The sequence below is a fragment of the Pseudomonas syringae KCTC 12500 genome (assembly GCF_000507185.2).
Taxonomy (GTDB): domain Bacteria; phylum Pseudomonadota; class Gammaproteobacteria; order Pseudomonadales; family Pseudomonadaceae; genus Aquipseudomonas; species Aquipseudomonas syringae.
In genome coordinates this window covers 2,293,551-2,313,151 of the sequence record NZ_AYTM02000002.1, presented here as the reverse complement: position 1 = coordinate 2,313,151, position 19,601 = coordinate 2,293,551, and the positions used below count along the sequence as shown (strand labels likewise).

The window sequence follows — 19,601 nt, the reverse complement described above, 5'->3', positions numbered from 1 at the left end:
CAAGCAAGAATGGCTAAGGTATTCGCGATAGCGAACCAGAAAGGTGGGGTCGGCAAGACCACCACATGCATCAACCTCGCCGCGTCACTGGTCGCGACCAAGCGCCGTGTGCTGTTGATCGATCTCGATCCCCAGGGCAATGCGACCATGGGCAGCGGTGTGGATAAACACAACCTGGAAAACTCCGTCTACGACCTGTTGATCGGCGAATGCGATCTGGGCGAGGCCATGCAGTTTTCCGAGCACGGTGGTTATCAACTGCTTCCGGCCAACCGTGATCTGACGGCGGGCGAAGTGGTTCTGCTGGAAATGCAGATGAAAGAGAGTCGTCTGCGCAATGCGCTGGCGCCTATCCGCGAGAATTACGATTACATTCTCATCGATTGCCCACCTTCGCTGTCGATGCTGACCCTGAACGCGCTGGTCGCGGCAGACGGCGTAATTATCCCCATGCAGTGCGAGTACTTTGCACTTGAAGGTCTCAGTGACCTTGTGGATAACATCAAGCGCATCGCTGAACTGCTCAACCCGCAGCTGAAAATCGAAGGCCTGCTGCGCACCATGTATGATCCGCGGCTGAGCCTGATCAACGACGTTTCGGCGCAGCTCAAGGAACACTTCGGTGAGCAGCTGTACGACACCGTGATACCGAGGAACATCCGCCTGGCCGAGGCACCGAGTTTCGGCATGCCGGTACTGGCGTATGACAAGTCGTCTCGTGGTGCGCTGGCCTATCTGGCCCTGGCAAGTGAACTGGTTCGTCGTCAACGTCGCGGCGCAAAAACCGCTCAGCCAACCTAAGGAATTCCCATGGCCGTCAAGAAACGAGGTCTCGGACGTGGGTTGGACGCACTTCTGAGCAGTCCAACCGTCAGTTCGCTGGAAGAACAGGCCGTCAAGGCCCCGCCAAGTGAGTTGCAGCATGTGCCGCTGGACCTGATCCAGCGCGGCAAGTACCAGCCGCGTCGTGACATGGACCCGCAGGCACTTGAAGAACTTGCGCAGTCGATCAAGTCGCAGGGCGTGATGCAGCCGATCGTGGTGCGTCCTATCGGTGACAACCGCTTCGAGATCATCGCGGGTGAGCGTCGCTGGCGTGCCAGCCAGCAGGCAGGTGTCGAGACGATCCCGGCGATGGTTCGCGATGTACCGGACGAAACCGCGATTGCGATGGCGCTGATCGAGAACATCCAGCGTGAGGACCTCAACCCGATCGAAGAGGCCATGGCGCTGCAGCGCTTGCAGCAGGAGTTTCAACTGACCCAGCAGCAGGTGGCTGATGCCGTCGGCAAGTCGCGAGTCAGTGTCGCCAACCTGTTACGCCTGATCGCCTTGCCGGAGGCCATCAAGACGATGCTGTCTCATGGCGATCTGGAAATGGGCCATGCGCGTGCATTGCTCGGACTGGGTGAAGATCGGCAGGTCGAAGGTGCGCGACATGTTGTCGCACGCGGGCTTACCGTACGCCAGACCGAAGCACTGGTCAGGCAGTGGCTGAGTGGCAAGGCAGAGGCCGCCGAGCCGGTGAAGACCGACCCGGACATCAGCCGCCTCGAACAGCGCCTGGCCGAGCGTCTGGGCTCTGCGGTGCAGATTCGTCACGGTCAGAAGGGCAAAGGGCAATTGGTTATCCGTTACAACTCGCTGGACGAGCTTCAGGGAGTGCTCGCTCACATCCGCTGAAACAATTGCTCTGTAGCGTATAGTCGGAAATCACTACCCGACTGTTGAATAGGGGCTTAACCGCCCCTATACTCTGCGCGCATTTTGTCGGCACAAATTATGCCAAGTTATTGATCATGGCGACCGACATCAAAGGAGCAGTTGCGATGGAATCCCGCATGCCAGACCGCTTGCCGTTCTATCGCCTAGCGGTTTTCCCGCTTTTGCTGGCTCAATTGATCGTGCTGCTCATGGCCGCATTGGTGCTGTGGCAGTGGCAAGGAGTCGTTGCAGGATATTCGGGACTCTGCGGAGGCCTGATAGCCTGGCTACCCAATTTATACTTTGCTCACAAGGCATTCCGGTTTTCCGGGGCCAGAGCAGCGCAAGCCATCGTTCGGTCGTTCTACGCCGGCGAGGCAGGCAAACTGATTTTCACGGCAGTGCTTTTTGCATTGACGTTCGCAGGTGTGAAGCCTTTGGCGCCGCTGGCTGTATTCGGCGTGTTCATGTTGATCCAGGTGGTCAACTGGTTCGCTCCCCTGCTTACGAGAACAAGACTTTCGAGACCTTAGGGCGTTTGAGGCAACCATGGCAGAGCAAACAGCTTCGGGCTATATCCAGCACCACTTGCAGAACCTTACATTCGGGCACCTGCCTAATGGCGAATGGGGCTTTGCCCACACCGCAGCGGAAGCCAAGGAAATGGGTTTCTGGGCCTTCCACGTCGATACCCTCGGCTGGTCGGTTGCGTTGGGTCTGATTTTCGTTCTGATCTTCCGCATGGCGGCCAAGAAGGCAACTTCCGGTCAGCCTGGCGCACTGCAGAACTTCGTCGAAGTTCTGGTCGAGTTCGTCGACGGCAGCGTGAAAGACAGCTTCCACGGCCGCAGCGCGGTCATCGCGCCACTGGCGTTGACCATTTTCGTCTGGGTATTCCTGATGAACGCGGTCGACCTGGTACCGGTGGACTGGATTCCACAGCTGGCAATGATGATTTCGGGTGACTCGCACATTCCGTTCCGTGCCGTTTCGACCACTGACCCGAACGCCACGCTGGGCATGGCCCTGTCCGTGTTCGCACTGATCATTTTCTACAGCATCAAGGTCAAGGGCATCGGCGGTTTCATCGGCGAGCTGACCCTTCACCCGTTTGGCAGCAAGAACCTGTTCGTTCAGGCGCTGTTGATCCCGGTCAACTTCCTGCTGGAATTCGTGACGCTCATCGCCAAGCCGATTTCCCTGGCTCTGCGTCTGTTCGGCAACATGTATGCTGGCGAGCTGGTCTTCATTCTGATCGCCGTGATGTTCGGCAGCGGTCTGTTGTGGCTCAGCGGTCTGGGTGTAGTGCTGCAGTGGGCGTGGGCTGTGTTCCACATCCTGATCATCACCCTGCAAGCGTTCATCTTCATGATGCTGACCATCGTCTACCTGTCGATGGCTCACGAAGATAACCATTGAGATTCGTCTCAGGACGCGTCTGATGACCGTCTCGCCTGTGGCGAGGCGGTGCCCGCGAGGGCTGATGTAGAAACGATTTTGTTTTACCGCTTCAATTAAAAAAACCTAACCAATACGACGTAAAAGTCGGGAGGAAAGATGGAAACTGTAGTTGGTCTAACCGCTATCGCTGTTGCACTGTTGATCGGCCTGGGCGCACTGGGTACTGCAATCGGTTTCGGCCTGTTGGGCGGCAAGTTCCTGGAAGGCGCAGCGCGTCAGCCGGAAATGGTTCCAATGCTGCAAGTTAAAATGTTCATCGTTGCGGGCTTGCTCGACGCCGTGACCATGATCGGTGTTGGTATCGCTCTGTTCTTCACCTTTGCGAACCCCTTCGTTGGTCAACTCGCTGGCTGATCACTCGAATTTTCGAGTTGATTGGTGTGATGGACAACGAACGAGCGAGGTGTTGGCGTGAACATTAATGCAACCCTGATTGGCCAGTCCGTTGCGTTCTTCATTTTTGTGATTTTCTGCATGAAGTTCGTGTGGCCTCCGGTCATCGCGGCTTTGCACGAACGTCAGAAGAAGATCGCGGATGGACTGGACGCTGCTTCCCGAGCAGCTCGCGACCTGGAGCTGGCCCAAGAAAAAGCGGGTCAACAACTGCGCGAAGCTAAAGCTCAAGCAGCCGAGATCATTGAGCAAGCCAAGAAACGCGGTACTCAGATTGTCGACGAAGCCCGTGAAACGGCACGCGTTGAAGCTGACCGTGTGAAGGCTCAGGCTCATGCCGAGATCGAGCAGGAACTGAACGGTGTCAAAGACGCCTTGCGCGCCCAGTTGGGTAGCCTGGCAGTCAATGGCGCAGAGAAGATCCTGGGTGCCACAATCGATCAAAACGCGCACGCGGAGCTGGTTAACAAACTGGCTGCTGAAATTTAAGCGAGGGCGATCATGGCAGAACTGACCACGTTGGCCCGACCTTACGCGAAGGCGGCCTTCGAGCATGCGCAGGCCCACCAGCAGCTGGCCAATTGGTCAGCCATGCTCGGCCTGGCTGCTGCGGTGTCACAAGATGACACCATGCAGCGCATGCTCAAGGCCCCGCGACTGACGAGCGCACAAAAGGCCACCACTTTTATTGAAGTGTGTGGCGAAAAGTTCGATGCCAAGGCACAGAATTTCATTCACGTCGTTGCTGAAAACGACCGCCTCCCGCTCTTGCCGGAGATCGCCGAACTGTTCGACCTGTACAAGGCCGAGCAGGAAAAATCGGTCGATGTGGATGTCACCAGTGCTTTCGCATTGAACCAAGAACAGCAAGACAAACTCGCCAAGGTTCTCAGTGCACGGCTCGGCCGGGAAGTGCGCCTGCATGCTGCGGAGGATGCCTCTCTTATAGGGGGTGTCGTCATCCGCGCCGGCGACCTGGTTATCGATGGCTCAGTTCGTGGCAAGATCGCGAAACTAGCCGAAGCATTGAAATCTTGAGTTTGAAGGGGCAGCAGAGCAATGCAGCAACTCAATCCTTCCGAAATAAGTGAAATCATCAAGGGTCGCATCGACAAGCTCGATGTAACCTCCCAAGCCCGTAACGAAGGCACAGTCGTCAGCGTGTCTGACGGTATCGTGCGGATTCATGGTCTGGCCGACGTAATGTACGGCGAAATGATCGAGTTTCCGGGCGGCGTCTACGGTATGGCGCTGAACCTTGAGCAAGACTCCGTGGGTGCCGTTGTACTGGGCGCTTACACGACTCTGGCTGAAGGCATGAGCGCCAAGTGCACTGGCCGCATCCTCGAGGTTCCGGTGGGTAAGGAACTGCTGGGTCGCGTTGTCGATGCACTGGGTAACCCAGTTGACGGCAAAGGTCCGCTGAACAACACCGAGACCGATGCGGTCGAGAAAGTTGCTCCAGGCGTGATCTGGCGTAAGTCGGTAGACCAGCCTGTACAGACTGGCTACAAGGCTGTCGATGCCATGATTCCTGTCGGCCGTGGCCAGCGTGAGCTGATCATCGGTGACCGTCAGATCGGTAAAACCGCTCTGGCCATCGACGCAATCATCAACCAGAAGAACAGCGGCATCTTCTGCGTCTACGTAGCGATCGGTCAGAAGCAATCGACCATCGCCAACGTTGTTCGCAAGCTCGAAGAAAACGGCGCACTGGCTAACACCATCGTCGTGGCTGCAAGTGCTTCCGAATCCGCTGCGCTGCAGTTCCTTGCACCGTACTCGGGTTGCACCATGGGCGAGTTCTTCCGCGACCGCGGTGAAGACGCGTTGATCGTTTATGACGATCTGTCCAAGCAAGCAGTGGCTTACCGCCAGATTTCCCTGCTGCTGCGCCGTCCACCAGGCCGTGAAGCTTACCCAGGCGACGTGTTCTATCTCCACTCCCGTCTGCTGGAGCGCGCATCGCGTGTTTCCGAAGAGTACGTAGAGAAGTTCACCAACGGCGCAGTGACCGGCAAAACCGGTTCCCTGACCGCACTGCCGATCATCGAAACCCAGGCTGGCGACGTTTCCGCGTTCGTTCCGACCAACGTGATTTCCATCACCGACGGTCAGATCTTCCTGGAATCGGCCATGTTCAACTCCGGCATCCGTCCGGCTGTGAACGCCGGTGTTTCGGTATCCCGTGTGGGTGGTGCCGCTCAGACCAAGATCATCAAGAAGCTTTCCGGTGGTATCCGTACCGCTCTGGCTCAGTACCGTGAACTGGCGGCATTCGCCCAGTTCGCTTCTGACCTGGACGAGGCGACCCGCAAGCAACTTGAGCATGGTCAGCGCGTTACCGAGCTGATGAAGCAGAAGCAATACGCACCAATGTCGATCGCTGACATGGCGCTGTCGCTGTATGCCGCTGAGCGTGGGTTCCTGACTGACGTCGAAATCACCAAGATCGGCAGCTTTGAACAAGCGCTGATTGCTTACTTCAACCGCGATCACGCCGATTTGATGGCGAAGATCAACGTGAAGGGTGACTTCAATGACGAAATCGATTCTGGCATGAAAGCCGGCATCGAGAAGTTCAAGGCCACCCAAACCTGGTAAGCCGCAGCGGGGGCCGCAAGGCTCCCGCTTGCTAACCTGATAGGTGTTACATGGCAGGCGCAAAAGAGATTCGCAGCAAGATTGCGAGCATCAAAAGCACGCAAAAGATCACCAGCGCCATGGAAAAAGTGGCGGTTAGCAAAATGCGCAAGGCTCAAATGCGCATGGCTGCTAGCCGTCCTTACGCGGAGCGCATTCGTCAGGTGATTGGTCATCTGGCAAACGCCAACCCGGAGTACCGCCACCCGTTCATGATCGAGCGCCCTGTTAAGCGCGTCGGTTATGTCGTAGTGAGCAGTGACCGTGGTCTGTGTGGTGGCTTGAATACCAACCTGTTCAAGACTCTGGTCAAGGACATGGCGGTGAACCGTGAAAACGGTGTAGAGATCGATCTGTGCGTGGTCGGCAGCAAAGGTGCGGCATTTTTCCGCAACTTCGGCGGTAACGTCGTCGCTGCGATCAGCCACCTGGGCGAAGAGCCGTCGATCAACGACTTGATCGGCAGCGTCAAGGTGATGCTGGATGCCTACCTGGATGGCCGTATTGATCGCCTGTCCGTGGTATCCAACAAGTTCATCAACACCATGACCCAGCAACCAACAGTGGAGCAATTGATTCCGCTGGTGGCAACCCCGGATCAAGGGCTCAAGCACCACTGGGACTATCTCTACGAACCCGATGCCAAAGAGCTGCTAGACGGCCTTATGGTTCGCTACGTGGAATCGCAGGTGTACCAGGCGGTGGTCGAGAACAACGCAGCTGAACAAGCAGCGCGGATGATCGCGATGAAGAACGCCACAGACAACGCCGGTGATTTGATCAGCGATTTGCAACTGATCTACAACAAGGCGCGTCAGGCAGCGATCACCCAAGAGATCTCGGAAATCGTCGGCGGCGCTGCCGCGGTTTAACGGTTCAAATATTAGAGGAACCAGCTAATGAGTAGCGGACGTATCGTTCAAATCATCGGCGCCGTGATCGACGTGGAATTCCCACGCGATAGCGTACCGAGTATCTACAACGCGCTGGAAGTTCAGAGCGCGGCAGGAACCACCCTGGAAGTTCAGCAGCAGCTGGGTGACGGCGTGGTTCGTACCATTGCGATGGGCTCCACCGAGGGCTTGAAGCGTGGTCTGGAAGTAACAGACTCTGGCGCAGCCATCTCCGTACCGGTCGGTAAAGCGACGCTGGGCCGGATCATGGACGTACTGGGCAACCCGATCGACGAAGCTGGCCCGATCGCCACCGAAGAGCGCTGGGGCATTCACCGTCCTGCACCGTCCTTCGCTGAGCAGGCAGGCGGCAACGACCTTCTGGAAACCGGCATCAAGGTTATCGACCTGGTCTGCCCGTTCGCCAAAGGCGGTAAAGTCGGTCTGTTCGGTGGTGCCGGTGTCGGCAAGACCGTAAACATGATGGAGCTGATCCGTAACATCGCCATCGAGCACAGCGGTTATTCCGTGTTCGCCGGTGTGGGTGAGCGTACTCGTGAGGGTAACGACTTCTACCACGAGATGAAGGACTCCAACGTTCTGGACAAAGTGGCACTGGTCTACGGTCAGATGAACGAGCCGCCGGGTAACCGTCTGCGCGTAGCACTGACCGGCCTGACCATGGCCGAGAAGTTCCGTGACGAAGGTAACGACGTTCTGCTGTTCGTCGACAACATCTATCGTTACACCCTGGCCGGTACCGAAGTATCCGCACTGCTGGGCCGTATGCCTTCCGCAGTAGGTTACCAGCCGACCCTGGCTGAAGAGATGGGCACTCTGCAAGAGCGCATCACTTCCACCAAGAATGGTTCGATCACCTCGATCCAGGCCGTATACGTACCAGCGGATGACTTGACTGACCCGTCGCCAGCGACCACGTTTGCCCACTTGGACGCCACCGTCGTACTGTCCCGTGACATCGCCTCCCTGGGTATCTACCCGGCGGTAGATCCACTGGACTCGACTTCGCGCCAGCTGGACCCGAACGTCATTGGCCAGGAACACTACGACACCGCTCGCGGCGTTCAGTACGTGTTGCAGCGCTACAAAGAGCTGAAAGACATCATCGCGATCCTGGGGATGGACGAGCTGTCGGAGACCGACAAGCAGTTGGTTAACCGTGCTCGTAAGATCCAGCGCTTCCTGTCCCAGCCTTTCTTCGTGGCAGAAGTCTTCACCGGTGCTTCGGGTAAATACGTTTCCCTGAAAGACACCATTGCTGGCTTCAAAGGCATCCTCAACGGTGACTACGACCACCTGCCAGAACAAGCGTTCTACATGGTCGGCGGCATCGAAGAAGCGATCGAGAAAGCCAAGAAACTGTAATCCCGGCGCCCGGCAACGGGCGCTATTAGGTTGAGGCAAGCAAATGGCTATGACAGTCCATTGCGACATCGTCAGCGCGGAAGGGGAAATCTTCTCCGGTCTGGTCGAGATGGTGATTGCGCACGGCAACCTGGGTGATATCGGTATCGCTCCAGGCCACGCGCCGCTGATCACTGATCTGAAGCCGGGCCCGATCCGCTTGATCAAGCAGGGTGGGGAAGCCGAGGTGTTCTACATCTCTGGTGGTTTCCTTGAAGTTCAGCCGAACATGGTCAAGGTGCTTGCCGATACTGTGCAACGTGCTGCCGACCTGGATGAAGCTTCTGCTCAGGCGGCCGTACTGGCTGCAGAGAAGGCCCTGAACGAGAAGGGCGCAGATTTCGATTACGGATCTGCAACTGCTCGTCTGGCCGAGGCTGCAGCTCAGCTGCGCACCGTTCAGCAAATTCGCAAGAAGTTCGGCGGCTAACCCTGCTGCACTCGATGCGCGATTGAGAAAAAGGGTAGCCTCGGCTACCCTTTTTCTTTTTTCAGATTTCCTCTTTCAAGTCAGCCCGTCTTCGGTCCGGTTGCCGCTCAGTTGGTAGTCCTATCATGTCTCTCGATATCGTTATTCTCGCTGCTGGCCAAGGTACCCGGATGCGTTCCGCGCTGCCGAAGGTTCTGCACCCCGTGGCCGGCAATTCCATGCTGGGTCATGTTATCCACAGCGCACGTCAGTTATCCCCAAGTGGAATACACGTCGTGATCGGGCACGGCGCCGATGCCGTGCGTGAACAGCTGGCAGCCGATGACTTGAATTTCGTGATGCAGGACAAGCAACTCGGTACCGGCCATGCGGTTGCTCAGGCGCTGCCCGCGCTCACGGCTGACACCGTATTGATTCTTTATGGCGATGTACCGTTGATCGAAGTGGAAACACTTTCGCGCCTGCTCGAACTGGTTAACCCGCAGCAACTGGGTCTGCTGACCGTTACGCTGGATGACCCGACCGGTTACGGCCGTATCGTTCGCGACGATCAGAATCGTGTCTGTGCCATCGTCGAGCATAAAGACGCGAGTGACGCGCAGAAGGCTATCACCGAAGGCAATACCGGAATTCTCGCGGTGCCTGCCGCTCATCTCGCTGATTGGCTGGGGCGGCTGTCCAACAACAATGCCCAGGGTGAGTATTACCTCACCGACGTGATCGCCATGGCGGCTAACGACGGCCTGGTGGTTGCCACAGAGCAGCCCCACGACGCGATGGAAGTGCAGGGCGCCAATGATCGCAAGCAGCTTTCCGAGCTGGAACGTCATTACCAGATGCGCGAAGCCCGTCGTCTGATGGCGGCTGGCGTGACCCTGCGCGACCCTGCGCGCTTCGATGTGCGCGGTGAAGTCAGCGTCGGGCGCGACGTGCTGATCGATATCAATGTGATTCTTGAAGGCAAGGTCGTGATCGAGGATGACGTGGTCATCGGTCCGAACTGCGTCATCAAGGACAGCACCCTGCGCAAGGGTGTCGTCGTTAAAGCCAACAGCCACATCGAAGGCGCAATCCTGGGTGAGGGCAGTGATGCAGGTCCGTTTGCGCGCCTGCGACCAGGCAGCGTGCTGGGTGCCAAGGCGCATGTGGGTAACTTTGTCGAGCTCAAGAATGCGAACCTCGGCGAGGGTGCCAAGGTCGGCCACCTGACGTACCTGGGCGACGCCGAAGTTGGCGCACGCACCAATATCGGTGCCGGCACCATTACCTGTAACTATGATGGTGCCAACAAGCACAAGACCACGTTGGGTGCAGACGTCTTCATTGGTTCCAACAACTCTCTGGTTGCGCCTGTGGATATCCTGGACGGTGCGACGACTGCAGCCGGTTCGACCATCACCCAGAACGTTCCTGCTGAACAACTCGGCGTAGCCCGCGCCCGCCAACGCAATATCGAAGGCTGGAAGCGGCCGGTGAAAATCAGGAAAGACTGAGTTATCCACAGCGTCTGATGACCCGCGTGCCAATGCTCGGCATTGGCACGCGTGGGAATGCCGTTCCTGACGCTTCGCGTCAAACCCCAGGCTCAAAAGCCGGTGTCACGAGTATTTGATAGAAATTGCGCCGCCCCATCCCGAAACCTTGACCAAACCCCAAAAATAGGTTTTGATTGCCTTCGTTATCTTTCGAAACGAAACTTAAGGCAGTCATGTCGAAGCGTAATACACCACAACGTCGCCACAACATTCTCGCCCTGCTCAATGAGCAAGGTGAAGTCAGTGTGGACGACTTGGCAAGACGCTTTGAAACTTCCGAAGTTACGATTCGAAAGGACCTGGCTGCGCTTGAAACCAACGGCCTGCTGTTGCGCCGCTACGGGGGCGCCGTGTCGCTTCCCCATGAGCTTATAAGCGATGGCAGTCAGCCGGTTTCCCGTTACAAACAGGCCATCGCCCGTGCTGCGGTTTGCAGAATTCGCGAGCACGCCAGAATCATCGTCGACAGCGGCAGCACCACGGCTGCATTGATTCCTGAGCTGGGCCAGCAACCCGGCCTGGTGGTCATGACCAATTCCCTGCATGTTGCGCGCGCCCTGACCGAGCTGGAACACGAACCGGTCCTGTTGATGACGGGCGGAACGTGGGACCCGCACTCGGAGTCTTTTCAGGGGCAGGTCGCAGAGCAGGTACTGCGCTCCTACGACTTTGATCAGCTGTTCATCGGTGCCGACGGCATCGATCTGGTGCGTGGCACCACCACCTTCAACGAGCTGCTGGGCTTGAGCCGGGTCATGGCGGAAGTCGCCCGGGAAGTGGTGGTCATGGTCGAAGCCGACAAGGTCGGTCGCAAGATCCCCAATCTGGAGCTGCCCTGGAGCAGTATCCACACCCTTATTACTGATGATCGCCTGCCCAGTGAGGCACGCGATCAGATACAGGCCCGCGGCATCAATCTGATTTGTGCTGCTGTCAGCTAGGAGATAACCATGTGTGGAATCGTCGGCGCCGTTGCTGAACGTAATATCACGGCCATTTTGCTCGAAGGCCTCAAGCGCCTTGAATACCGCGGCTATGACAGCGCGGGCGTGGCAGTCTTCAGCAACGAAGGCATCCTTGAGCGCCGTCGTCGCTCGGGCAAGGTCTGTGAACTGGAACAGGCACTTGCCGGCGAGCCGCTGATCGGCCGTCTGGGCATCGCCCACACGCGTTGGGCAACCCACGGCGCCCCGTGTGAGCGTAACGCCCACCCACATTTCTCGGCCAACACGCTGGCAGTTGTCCACAACGGCATCATCGAGAATCACGAAGCGCTGCGTGAACAGCTGAAAGGCCTGGGTTACGTCTTCGCATCCGATACCGACACCGAAGTCATCGTCCATCTGCTGCACCACAAGCTCAAGGACACCGCCGATCTGGCGGTTGCCCTGAAAGCTGCGGTGAAAGAGCTTCATGGCGCCTATGGTCTTGCGGTCATCAATGCCGCGCAGCCGGATCGCCTGCTGGCAGCCCGCAGTGGCAGCCCGCTGGTTGTCGGCATAGGCTTGGGTGAACACTTCCTGGCCTCCGACCAACTGGCGCTGCGTCAGGTCACCGACCGTTTCATGTACCTGGAAGAGGGCGACATCGCCGAGATCCGTCGCGACAGCGTGCAGATCTGGAACGTCGACGGTGTGTCGGTCGAGCGCGAAGTGGTGCAATACCATGAAGGCGCCGAAGCCGCCGACAAGGGCGAGTACCGCCACTTCATGCTCAAGGAAATTCACGAGCAGCCCAAGGTCGTACAGCGCACCCTCGAAGGTCGTCTGGGGCAGCAGCAAGTGCTGGTCCACGCATTCGGCCCACAGGCTGCCGAGCTGTTCGCCAAAGTACGCAACGTTCAGATCGTGGCCTGTGGAACCAGCTACCACGCCGGCATGGTCGCGCGTTACTGGCTTGAAGGCCTGGCCGGCATCCCTTGCCAGGTCGAAGTGGCCAGCGAGTTCCGCTATCGCAAGGTAGTGGTTCAGCCGGACACCCTGTTCGTCTCGATCTCGCAGTCCGGTGAAACCGCCGACACCCTGGCAGCGCTGCGCAACGCCAAGGAACTGGGCTTTCTGGCCAGCCTGGCGATCTGTAACGTGGGCATCAGCTCACTGGTGCGGGAATCCGACCTGACCCTGCTGACCCAGGCCGGTCCGGAAATTGGCGTGGCATCGACCAAAGCTTTCACCACCCAGCTGGTCGCCTTGTTGCTGCTAACCCTGTCCCTGGGTCAGGTCAAGGGATCGCTGGAGGAGGGCGTCGAAGCGCAGCTGGTCGAAGAACTGCGTCGCCTGCCAACCCGCCTCGGCGAAGCGCTGGCAATGGACGGCACGGTCGAGAAAGTCGCCGAACTGTTCGCCGAGAAGCACCACACCCTGTTCCTTGGGCGCGGCGCACAGTTCCCGGTGGCAATGGAAGGCGCACTCAAGCTCAAAGAGATTTCCTACATCCACGCCGAAGCCTACCCGGCCGGCGAACTCAAGCACGGCCCGCTGGCGCTGGTCGACGCCGACATGCCAGTCGTCACCGTCGCACCAAACAACGAACTGTTGGAGAAACTCAAATCCAACCTGCAGGAAGTGCGCGCACGCGGCGGCGAGTTGATCGTATTCGCCGATGAGCAAGCCGGCATGAAGAACGGCGAAGGCACCCACGTCATCGCCATGCCACACATCATCGATGCTTTGGCACCGATTCTGTACACCATCCCGCTGCAGTTGCTTTCGTATTATGTGGCTGTGCTGAAAGGGACGGATGTGGATCAACCGCGGAATCTGGCGAAGTCGGTGACGGTGGAGTGAGTTATCCACAGGGGTTATGATTTTGATTTTTGATAATTAAAACTGTCGCATGTGAATTAAATCTGTCGCAGGTTTCTCCAAAATAGTTTCTCGCCCCATCACTTAGACAGCCCTCTTTGCCTCTCGGGGTCCGTTCGCGTCGCTGACGACGTGACGGACCCTATTCGCTCTGTTAGATGCCGACTAGCTGTACCTGAGTTAAAAATCTTATGCGGCCAAAAATACAACCCAATGAGTCACTTCGTTCTTATGTCGAACGCAGCATATTTTTGAGTTTTGGCCACCCTGATAAAGTAATCAGCGATGCGTCAAAGTTTGTGATGAAAAATGGAAATGTTCGAGCAATTGCAGAGTATCTCGGGTGGGATGGGTGCTATGGGTTCAATTGGTTAATCCATAATCACACTAGTTATCCGTTGAAATCTTTATTCAAAAGCGATATTGCGGACTTTTCTTATCCGGGTACAAAATTTGAACTCTATAATAACTTTATAGAGAATGAAGAAAGGAAGCCTGCGTTTTGTCCGAGTGGTGTTAAAGACGACATGAAAAAGCATGGGTTTTCCTACTGGCGCCGCATACCAAATTTTATAAATGTCTGCGCTACTCATAAGTTAACACTTGTAGTTGATTGTCCATTTTGCGGTGTAACACTTTCTGAGCATGGCGCTGGTAAGGGATTTAGGTCTATGTAGGAAGGCTGCAAAGGTCGAAATTTTTCGGAAATACAAGCCCGGAGTTCCGGCGGCAAGGGATAGTTGCAGGTGTAGCAGCGATTGTTCTCACGCATAGGTCCGCCAATGAAGATGCTAACTGGGCCATTGACGTTTGTGACAGGGGAGTGATGACGCCAGAATGTGCAGAGTTCTTCGTGCGCAGTTCCCATCTTTTGCATCACCCGGTGCTCTACATTACCCGTGGTCTGGTGGCATTGCTTGACGAATCTCCCCTCGGGAAAGACGCGCATTCCCTGCTAGTCAGGCTTTCTGCGCATCCATACGAGCAGATTTGTGTAGAGGCAATTGGAGGGATGTTGAGGTCTTGGAACCGGCTGCCAGAGGTAGCGTGGTCAGCACTTGACCTGGCGGTATCATTAGCAATGACTGAGCATCATCCGTTCACGATACCTGAGGAAGAGAAAGAAAGGCTTAGCCGAGCTCGCATTTCGCTTTTGATATCGAAAGCGTTGCACTGGGTCAACTCCTCCGAGCGAGAACCTAAAGAGCTTCCTCAAATGCCTCCGGCTTGGGTACCTGTCGCAGACGAGGCTCCATTGAAAAGAATGGTTCGTGGGCGAGTAATCACCGCAGAGTGGGATTATCCATCAGTTGAGCCCAACATTGATTGGTTAGGAAAAATCCTTAGTTACATCCCACTCGAGGCAGCACTGTCAGACCTACAGCGCAAGCCGCTCTTGTTGGCATGGTGCGACGATTTGGTTCTGTGGACGATTGAGCGTGTTTACCCTTCGTGGGCAATAAAAGAAGGGAGGCCAAACCGTGAGGAAAAGGCGTCGGATCTATTTGTATGGAGGCGTTGCCTCTTCGGGTTTCTCGGGAAACTGTCTCTTTTCATCAGTACCGCGGAAAGCTCTACACGGTTTATTGAGCCAGCTGCTGCCACAAGCGATAAAATCTTTACCTCCCTGATGGTCAGTTACCAAGAGAGTTTGATTTGTAGCTTGCTTGATGAGGCCGAGCTCTCAGATGTTCCGTTGACGCTGCTCAGGCTGATAGTGTCGAGGATGATTGCCTGCGAAAGCTTCCGGTACTCTGGCAGGTACGGTTCTCTTTCAGATTCCGACTTATCTACCATGGTTAGAGAAGTATTCTTTGTCGAGATCGAGAATGCAGGTGGCGCGGCGCGATTTGCCAACGGAGACTGGCGTGAGCTCCCTGCGGTTTTTGACGTCACGGCACCTTTACTGAATGCCCATGGGAGTGTGGCGGTGGTAGCTGATGCATTTGTAACCCAGTGCGAGCGTGCGTTTGAACATTACCCCCTAGATCGTTTTGCTGCACAGCTAGATATCGTTCTCACTCAAGCCGACGGCGTGCCGGCGGGGTGGCGGGATAGGACTCTACCCGCAAGAATCGCCAATCTCATTCAAAGGTTTTCCGAGAAGGTGTCCCCGCTTCCTAATGAGACGGCACAGGTCCTGCTGCGAGGACTTGATGCTCTAGTGGACATGGGAAATCGCCGCGCAGCGGCAGTGCAGGTCACTGAAGCATTCAAAACCGTGAGGATTACTTGAGAGAACAAAGCTCTTAGGGGAGCCAGAGACAGTCTGGAAACGGGGCTCGACTGCACCCGACGTGGCAGGGAAACGTGTGATTGGCCGGCTATCAGGTCGTGAAGCGGGCTACCGAATGCCAGGGGAACTCAGTGATGGAGTGGGCGGGGGGAGATTTGGCTTCTCGCCAACCCACCCGTCCTCTAGCTTGATGACCTCAAACACCCATCACTGCTGGCTGCGACAGATTTAATTCCCTAGAGCTTGATCTCGAGGCGCCGATTTTGGCCTTTGCGACAGTTTTGCGTTGCTTTGTTGCCGCTGACCGAAAACTGACCCAGTAGAGGCTCTTCTGCCGACTGAAAACTGACCCGGGTGTTCAACTGCTTCTGCTCACTTTTCGAGCAGGAGAACACAGGGTGATCAGCATGGAAATGTTGCTAAAAATCCGGCGGATGTACTTCCGCGACAAGCTCTCGCTGCATCAGATAGCCAAGCGTACCCTGCTGTCGAGAAACACCATCCGAAAATGGGTCAGAGCGCCCGAAGCCACTCAGCCAGCGTACCAACGGTGCGCAACCTTCAATAAGCTCAGTCTTTTTCACGAGACCTTGGAGCAGGCGCTCCAGGCCGATTCGTTCCGGCCAAAACACAACCGCAGGAGCGCCAAAGCACTTTTTGAGCAAATCAAGGCCGAGGGTTATGACGGCGGTTACAGCCAGCTCACGGCGTTTGTGCGCTCTTGGCGAGGCGAGCAAGGCAAGTTTTTACGCGCTTTTGTACCGCTGACGTTTGCGCTCGGTGAGGCCTTTCAATTTGACTGGAGCGAAGAAGGTCTGTTGATCGGTGGTCTTTTTCGACGTATCCAGGTCTCCCACATGAAGCTGTGCGCCAGCCGCGCATTCTGGTTGGTTGCGTACCCCAGCCAAGGCCACGGGATGCTGTTTGATGCCCATAACTCCGGCCGAGAAAAAGCAGAAGCCCAAGCGCACCGCATTGCCGCTTATGCAGACTTGACCCTGCTGCCGAGATTTCGCTGACCAAAGCTTCTACTTCGTAAAGCGGTAGCAGGTCTGACTTTGGGTTAACTCCTTATGGGGCAACGTCAGGTCGGCAGATGGGTCAATTCTGCATCAGCGATAACACCGGGCTTCAGATTCGGGAATTTCTTATCTGTCGATGCCCGGAATCGTAATTCAGCCTTCGCTATTCATTGCCCGCCATCATCCCACGGCTCGTAGCGCCAACCTGTTGGTTGCCAGATGAACTGGTGCGTCAATTCCAAGGCCTGCAGAAAATCAGGATCGTGAGCACTCACTATGAGCGCGCCTTTGAATTGTCCGAGCAACTGCTCGACTGCTTCCAAGGCCGCGATGTCGAGATGGTTGTTCACTTCGTCGAGCAGCAACAGTTGCGTCTGTTCGGGGCCGCCTGCCAGCCAGGCGAGCGTTGCGCGCAGGCGCTCGCCACCACTGAGCCGACCGAATGGCGTAGCCATCTGCCGAGCGTCGAGCCCGGCGTTGGCGAAGACCTGGCGAAAGCGGCCCTCCTCGACAGTGCCCAGCTCATTGCGTAGCACCTGCTCGATACTGTGCTCGGGGTCGAAGGTTTGAGCGTGCTGGTCGATCAGGTGAGTGCGTAAGATATGCCGGGCGATGCCGCTGGCGGGCGCCAGTTGCCCGGCTATCACCTTCAGCAGGGTTGATTTTCCGCAGCCGTTCGGCCCGATCACCGCGACTCGCATCGGGCCGTGCAGGGTGAGATCGATGAAGCGGCTGTCGGGGGGGCCGTAGGGGAGCTCGCAGTGTTCGAGCGTGACCACTTGGGTCGCGTTGGCGACCAGGCCGGTCGGGGCAAGCAGTTGGCTTGGGCGTACCGGCTCGACGTTCGCATTGGCCTGGTCGACCCGCTCTCGCGCCATTTGGCTCAGACGCGCCTGCTGGATGCGCTGATGGCCGCTGTGTTGCTCGGCGCGCTCTGCCTGCGCATTGGCGACGATGGCCGGGGTGCCTGTGGCACGCGCCACCTTACGACCATGACTGGCACTTTGCACTTCGCGCTGGCGGGCCATGGTGATCTGCTGCTCGACGCTGTCGCGTGCCGCGCGTGCCCTGACCAATGCAGCCTGTGCGTTGTCCTGCTCGGCCTGGCGCTGCTCGCGATAGTTGTTGTAGCCGCCGCTGTATTGAACCAGCGCGTCGCTGCGAAGCTCGAGGATACGATCGGCATGTTCCAGCAGCGCCCGGTCGTGGGAGATGACAATGCGGGTTTCCTTGCCTTGGCGCAGCTCTTTGCTCAACTGCTCGCGGGCCTGGCGATCCAGATGGTTGGTGGGCTCGTCGAGTATCAATACCCGCGCGCCGCCGAGGCGCAGACCGGCGAGCATCAGGCGTACAGTCTCGCCTCCGCTCAAGGCCTCGCTTGCGCGATCAAGCGGCAGATGTGCTAGGCCCAAGCGCGTCAGACAGGCGTGGATATCGCCCGGCAGGTTCCAGCGGTCGTCGATCAGGTCGAACAGCGCTGGGTCGCAGGCGCCCGCCTCGACCTCTGCCAAGGCCTGCAAAGCGTTATGTACCCCCAGCAGGTCGGCAACGGTCCCGTCGATAGGCCCTAGCCATTGCGGCAAATAACCGACACTGCCAGCACACTGGACGCTGCCTTCGCTCGCGGTCAGGCGACCCGCCATGATCTGCGCCAACATCGATTTGCCGCTGCCGTTGGGCCCGACGATGCCGGTGAACTGCCTGGAGAACGTTGCGTTGAGCCCCGAGAACAGCGGCCTGCCGTCTGGCAGGCGCAAGGTCAGGTCTTTGATGATCAAGGTGGCGTTGTCGCTACTCATCTCGATCTCTTCCCAAAACCAGGATGACCCAGCTCAGGGCCAGCGCAGCCACGCTCAACGAGGCCAGCAGCAGATTGCCCCAGACGCCGATTATCCCGCCGAGCAACGCCGTGACGGCTGCGGCGCCGGCAGCCAGTGAAGCGGCGATGCCCAGCACCGTGCCACGCAGGCTTGACTGCTCGCATGCCAAGGCATGCCCGATCAAAGCAGTGTAGGCCACCCCATAGGCGATCGCGGCAAGCGCACCGAAAACCAGGGCAAGCGAGTTGTCGAGCGTGGCCGCTAGCAATGCGCAGCTTACCACCAGCATGGGGATGGCAGCGCGCGCGATCTGTGGCGCTGGATACCGGGTTTGCAATGCTCCGGCCACCCAGATGAAGGCGATGCACATGCCGATCCCGACCACTGTTAGCAGTAGGCTGATGCTGCCTACGGTCTGGCTCTGGCGTGCGAGCATCCAGGGCAAGTACTGGTAGAAGAGATTCCAGCCGATTTGCAGCCAGAGTAGTGCAAACAATGGTCTGCGCGTGGCTGGCGAGGTGAAGCCGTTCAAGACCTGTCTGATCAGCGATGGGCCCGTTGTTGCAGCCGGAGCTGGGGTAGAGGTCAGCAAGAAGGCCATCAACAGGCACAGCACGCTGAGGGTCAGCGCGACCTGCAAGGGCAGGAGCAGGCTAGCTCCCGGTGTATGAGCTGCTAGCAGGATGCCCGTGAGCGCGGGACCGGTGAAAAACCCCGCAGTCATGGCAAACATTACCCAGCCAATGCGTTTCATTGCGCTGTCGGGGGTCTGGACCAGCATGGCCTGTGCTACCGGGACGCTACCGGCGAAGGTGCCTCCCAGCAAGCGCCCGGCGATCAGCAAGCCCACGCTGCCCACGCTCACGGCCCAAGTGCTCAGGGCATAACCGGCGACCGACCCTGTCACCGCAAGCAGAAGCGTTGGGCGCCGCCCGATGCGGTCTGAAAGCGCACCCAGCAGAGGCGCGCCCACCATCATCGCAAAGGCGTAGCCTGCCAACAGCACGCCGTAGAGCCAGGCGGTCCGAGCGGCAGTAGGTGCGCTGCCGAAAACCACCCCCGCAGGGTCGCCCGGGTCGAGCAGCATCGGTAGCATCGGCAGCAGCAATGCCGTGCCCAGGCCGTCGATGAAAATGATCATCAGCAGGATCAAGGGCGCGGCCTTGGCAGTGGCGGGTGTCTGCGAGAGAACGGCGGTCATGGCTGGCTCCTTGCGAAAAAGGTGCGAGTGGGCA

At 57.7% G+C, this 19,601-nt stretch carries 17 protein-coding genes and 1 pseudogene; 16 read left to right on the top strand and 2 right to left on the bottom strand.

The features are described from left to right. Positions 1 to 9 precede the first annotated feature (9 nt). The 16 genes and pseudogenes from V476_RS10600 to V476_RS10525 all read left to right on the top strand — a co-directional run. The gene (locus V476_RS10600) at positions 10 to 801 is read left to right on the top strand and encodes a ParA family protein (RefSeq protein WP_002555991.1); all 792 of its coding nucleotides are present in this window, start codon (positions 10 to 12) and stop codon (positions 799 to 801) included. Positions 802 to 810: 9 nt separating this feature from the next. After that, a complete protein-coding gene (locus V476_RS10595; RefSeq protein ID WP_003315951.1) occupies positions 811 to 1,683 on the top strand; it encodes a ParB/RepB/Spo0J family partition protein in 873 nt (290 codons plus the stop codon). Positions 1,684 to 1,829: 146 nt separating this feature from the next. Next, positions 1,830 to 2,237, top strand: coding sequence for a F0F1 ATP synthase subunit I (locus tag V476_RS10590; RefSeq protein ID WP_002555989.1), 408 nt, complete (start codon positions 1,830 to 1,832; stop codon positions 2,235 to 2,237). A gap of 16 nt (positions 2,238 to 2,253) precedes the next feature. Then, positions 2,254 to 3,123 carry a F0F1 ATP synthase subunit A gene (gene atpB / locus V476_RS10585; RefSeq protein ID WP_003315954.1) on the top strand — a complete coding sequence of 290 codons (870 nt, stop codon included), beginning with the start codon at positions 2,254 to 2,256 and terminating at the stop codon, positions 3,121 to 3,123. 138 nt (positions 3,124 to 3,261) lie between these two features. Beyond that, positions 3,262 to 3,519, top strand: a complete 258-nt coding sequence (gene atpE, locus V476_RS10580) for a F0F1 ATP synthase subunit C (RefSeq protein WP_002555987.1) — start codon at positions 3,262 to 3,264, stop codon at positions 3,517 to 3,519. A 57-nt stretch (positions 3,520 to 3,576) separates the two neighbouring features. Beyond that, the gene (locus V476_RS10575) at positions 3,577 to 4,047 is read left to right on the top strand and encodes a F0F1 ATP synthase subunit B (RefSeq protein ID WP_003315955.1); all 471 of its coding nucleotides are present in this window, start codon (positions 3,577 to 3,579) and stop codon (positions 4,045 to 4,047) included. 12 nt (positions 4,048 to 4,059) lie between these two features. Next, on the top strand, positions 4,060 to 4,596 hold the full coding sequence (locus tag V476_RS10570; protein ID WP_003315956.1) for a F0F1 ATP synthase subunit delta: 537 nt from the start codon (positions 4,060 to 4,062) through the stop codon (positions 4,594 to 4,596). Between the two features lie 21 nt (positions 4,597 to 4,617). Next, positions 4,618 to 6,162, top strand: coding sequence for a F0F1 ATP synthase subunit alpha (atpA, locus tag V476_RS10565; RefSeq protein ID WP_003315957.1), 1,545 nt, complete (start codon positions 4,618 to 4,620; stop codon positions 6,160 to 6,162). Positions 6,163 to 6,212: 50 nt separating this feature from the next. Continuing rightward, complete coding sequence (gene atpG / locus V476_RS10560; protein ID WP_003367855.1) at positions 6,213 to 7,073, top strand: F0F1 ATP synthase subunit gamma; 861 nt, start codon at positions 6,213 to 6,215, stop codon at positions 7,071 to 7,073. A gap of 27 nt (positions 7,074 to 7,100) precedes the next feature. Then, positions 7,101 to 8,480: a F0F1 ATP synthase subunit beta gene (atpD, locus tag V476_RS10555; RefSeq protein WP_002555982.1), complete on the top strand. Its 1,380-nt coding sequence runs from the start codon at positions 7,101 to 7,103 to the stop codon at positions 8,478 to 8,480. A 43-nt stretch (positions 8,481 to 8,523) separates the two neighbouring features. Then, on the top strand, positions 8,524 to 8,949 hold the full coding sequence (locus V476_RS10550; RefSeq protein ID WP_003413751.1) for a F0F1 ATP synthase subunit epsilon: 426 nt from the start codon (positions 8,524 to 8,526) through the stop codon (positions 8,947 to 8,949). 125 nt (positions 8,950 to 9,074) lie between these two features. Further along, the gene (gene glmU / locus V476_RS10545) at positions 9,075 to 10,442 is read left to right on the top strand and encodes a bifunctional UDP-N-acetylglucosamine diphosphorylase/glucosamine-1-phosphate N-acetyltransferase GlmU (RefSeq protein ID WP_004403369.1); all 1,368 of its coding nucleotides are present in this window, start codon (positions 9,075 to 9,077) and stop codon (positions 10,440 to 10,442) included. A gap of 215 nt (positions 10,443 to 10,657) precedes the next feature. After that, entirely contained in the window at positions 10,658 to 11,425 is a 768-nt protein-coding gene (locus V476_RS10540) for a DeoR/GlpR family DNA-binding transcription regulator (RefSeq protein WP_003413748.1), read from the top strand. Positions 11,426 to 11,434: 9 nt separating this feature from the next. After that, complete coding sequence (gene glmS / locus V476_RS10535; RefSeq protein WP_024958996.1) at positions 11,435 to 13,270, top strand: glutamine--fructose-6-phosphate transaminase (isomerizing); 1,836 nt, start codon at positions 11,435 to 11,437, stop codon at positions 13,268 to 13,270. A gap of 844 nt (positions 13,271 to 14,114) precedes the next feature. Beyond that, the gene (locus tag V476_RS10530; protein ID WP_024958997.1) at positions 14,115 to 15,524 is read left to right on the top strand and encodes a hypothetical protein; all 1,410 of its coding nucleotides are present in this window, start codon (positions 14,115 to 14,117) and stop codon (positions 15,522 to 15,524) included. A gap of 407 nt (positions 15,525 to 15,931) precedes the next feature. Continuing rightward, positions 15,932 to 16,459: pseudogene (locus V476_RS10525) on the top strand (IS21 family transposase); the annotation flags it as partial. Between the two features lie 254 nt (positions 16,460 to 16,713). On the opposite strand, the gene V476_RS10520 reads toward V476_RS10525, so the two are convergent. Both V476_RS10520 and V476_RS10515 read right to left on the bottom strand, forming a co-directional pair. Further along, complete coding sequence (locus tag V476_RS10520; protein WP_027903009.1) at positions 16,714 to 18,345, bottom strand: ATP-binding cassette domain-containing protein; 1,632 nt, start codon at positions 18,343 to 18,345, stop codon at positions 16,714 to 16,716. Beyond that, positions 18,338 to 19,567, bottom strand: coding sequence for an MFS transporter (locus V476_RS10515; protein ID WP_024958998.1), 1,230 nt, complete (start codon positions 19,565 to 19,567; stop codon positions 18,338 to 18,340). Before V476_RS10515 ends, V476_RS10520 begins: the two co-directional genes overlap by 8 nt. Positions 19,568 to 19,601: the final 34 nt, after the last annotated feature.

Excerpts from the sequence above, each read along its gene's own strand:
- glmU (WP_004403369.1), top strand. The coding sequence starts at position 9,075 with ATGTCTCTCGATATCGTTATTCTCGCTGCTGGCCAAGGTACCCGGATG.
- atpA (WP_003315957.1), top strand. The coding sequence starts at position 4,618 with ATGCAGCAACTCAATCCTTCCGAAATAAGTGAAATCATCAAGGGTCGC.
- V476_RS10515 (WP_024958998.1), bottom strand. The coding sequence starts at position 19,567 with ATGACCGCCGTTCTCTCGCAGACACCCGCCACTGCCAAGGCCGCGCCC.
- V476_RS10520 (WP_027903009.1), bottom strand. The coding sequence starts at position 18,345 with ATGAGTAGCGACAACGCCACCTTGATCATCAAAGACCTGACCTTGCGC.
- atpB (WP_003315954.1), top strand. The coding sequence starts at position 2,254 with ATGGCAGAGCAAACAGCTTCGGGCTATATCCAGCACCACTTGCAGAAC.
- atpG (WP_003367855.1), top strand. The coding sequence starts at position 6,213 with ATGGCAGGCGCAAAAGAGATTCGCAGCAAGATTGCGAGCATCAAAAGC.
- V476_RS10540 (WP_003413748.1), top strand. The coding sequence starts at position 10,658 with ATGTCGAAGCGTAATACACCACAACGTCGCCACAACATTCTCGCCCTG.
- V476_RS10570 (WP_003315956.1), top strand. The coding sequence starts at position 4,060 with ATGGCAGAACTGACCACGTTGGCCCGACCTTACGCGAAGGCGGCCTTC.
- atpD (WP_002555982.1), top strand. The coding sequence starts at position 7,101 with ATGAGTAGCGGACGTATCGTTCAAATCATCGGCGCCGTGATCGACGTG.
- V476_RS10590 (WP_002555989.1), top strand. The coding sequence starts at position 1,830 with ATGGAATCCCGCATGCCAGACCGCTTGCCGTTCTATCGCCTAGCGGTT.
- V476_RS10595 (WP_003315951.1), top strand. The coding sequence starts at position 811 with ATGGCCGTCAAGAAACGAGGTCTCGGACGTGGGTTGGACGCACTTCTG.
- V476_RS10600 (WP_002555991.1), top strand. The coding sequence starts at position 10 with ATGGCTAAGGTATTCGCGATAGCGAACCAGAAAGGTGGGGTCGGCAAG.
- V476_RS10530 (WP_024958997.1), top strand. The coding sequence starts at position 14,115 with ATGACGCCAGAATGTGCAGAGTTCTTCGTGCGCAGTTCCCATCTTTTG.
- glmS (WP_024958996.1), top strand. The coding sequence starts at position 11,435 with ATGTGTGGAATCGTCGGCGCCGTTGCTGAACGTAATATCACGGCCATT.
- V476_RS10550 (WP_003413751.1), top strand. The coding sequence starts at position 8,524 with ATGGCTATGACAGTCCATTGCGACATCGTCAGCGCGGAAGGGGAAATC.
- atpE (WP_002555987.1), top strand. The coding sequence starts at position 3,262 with ATGGAAACTGTAGTTGGTCTAACCGCTATCGCTGTTGCACTGTTGATC.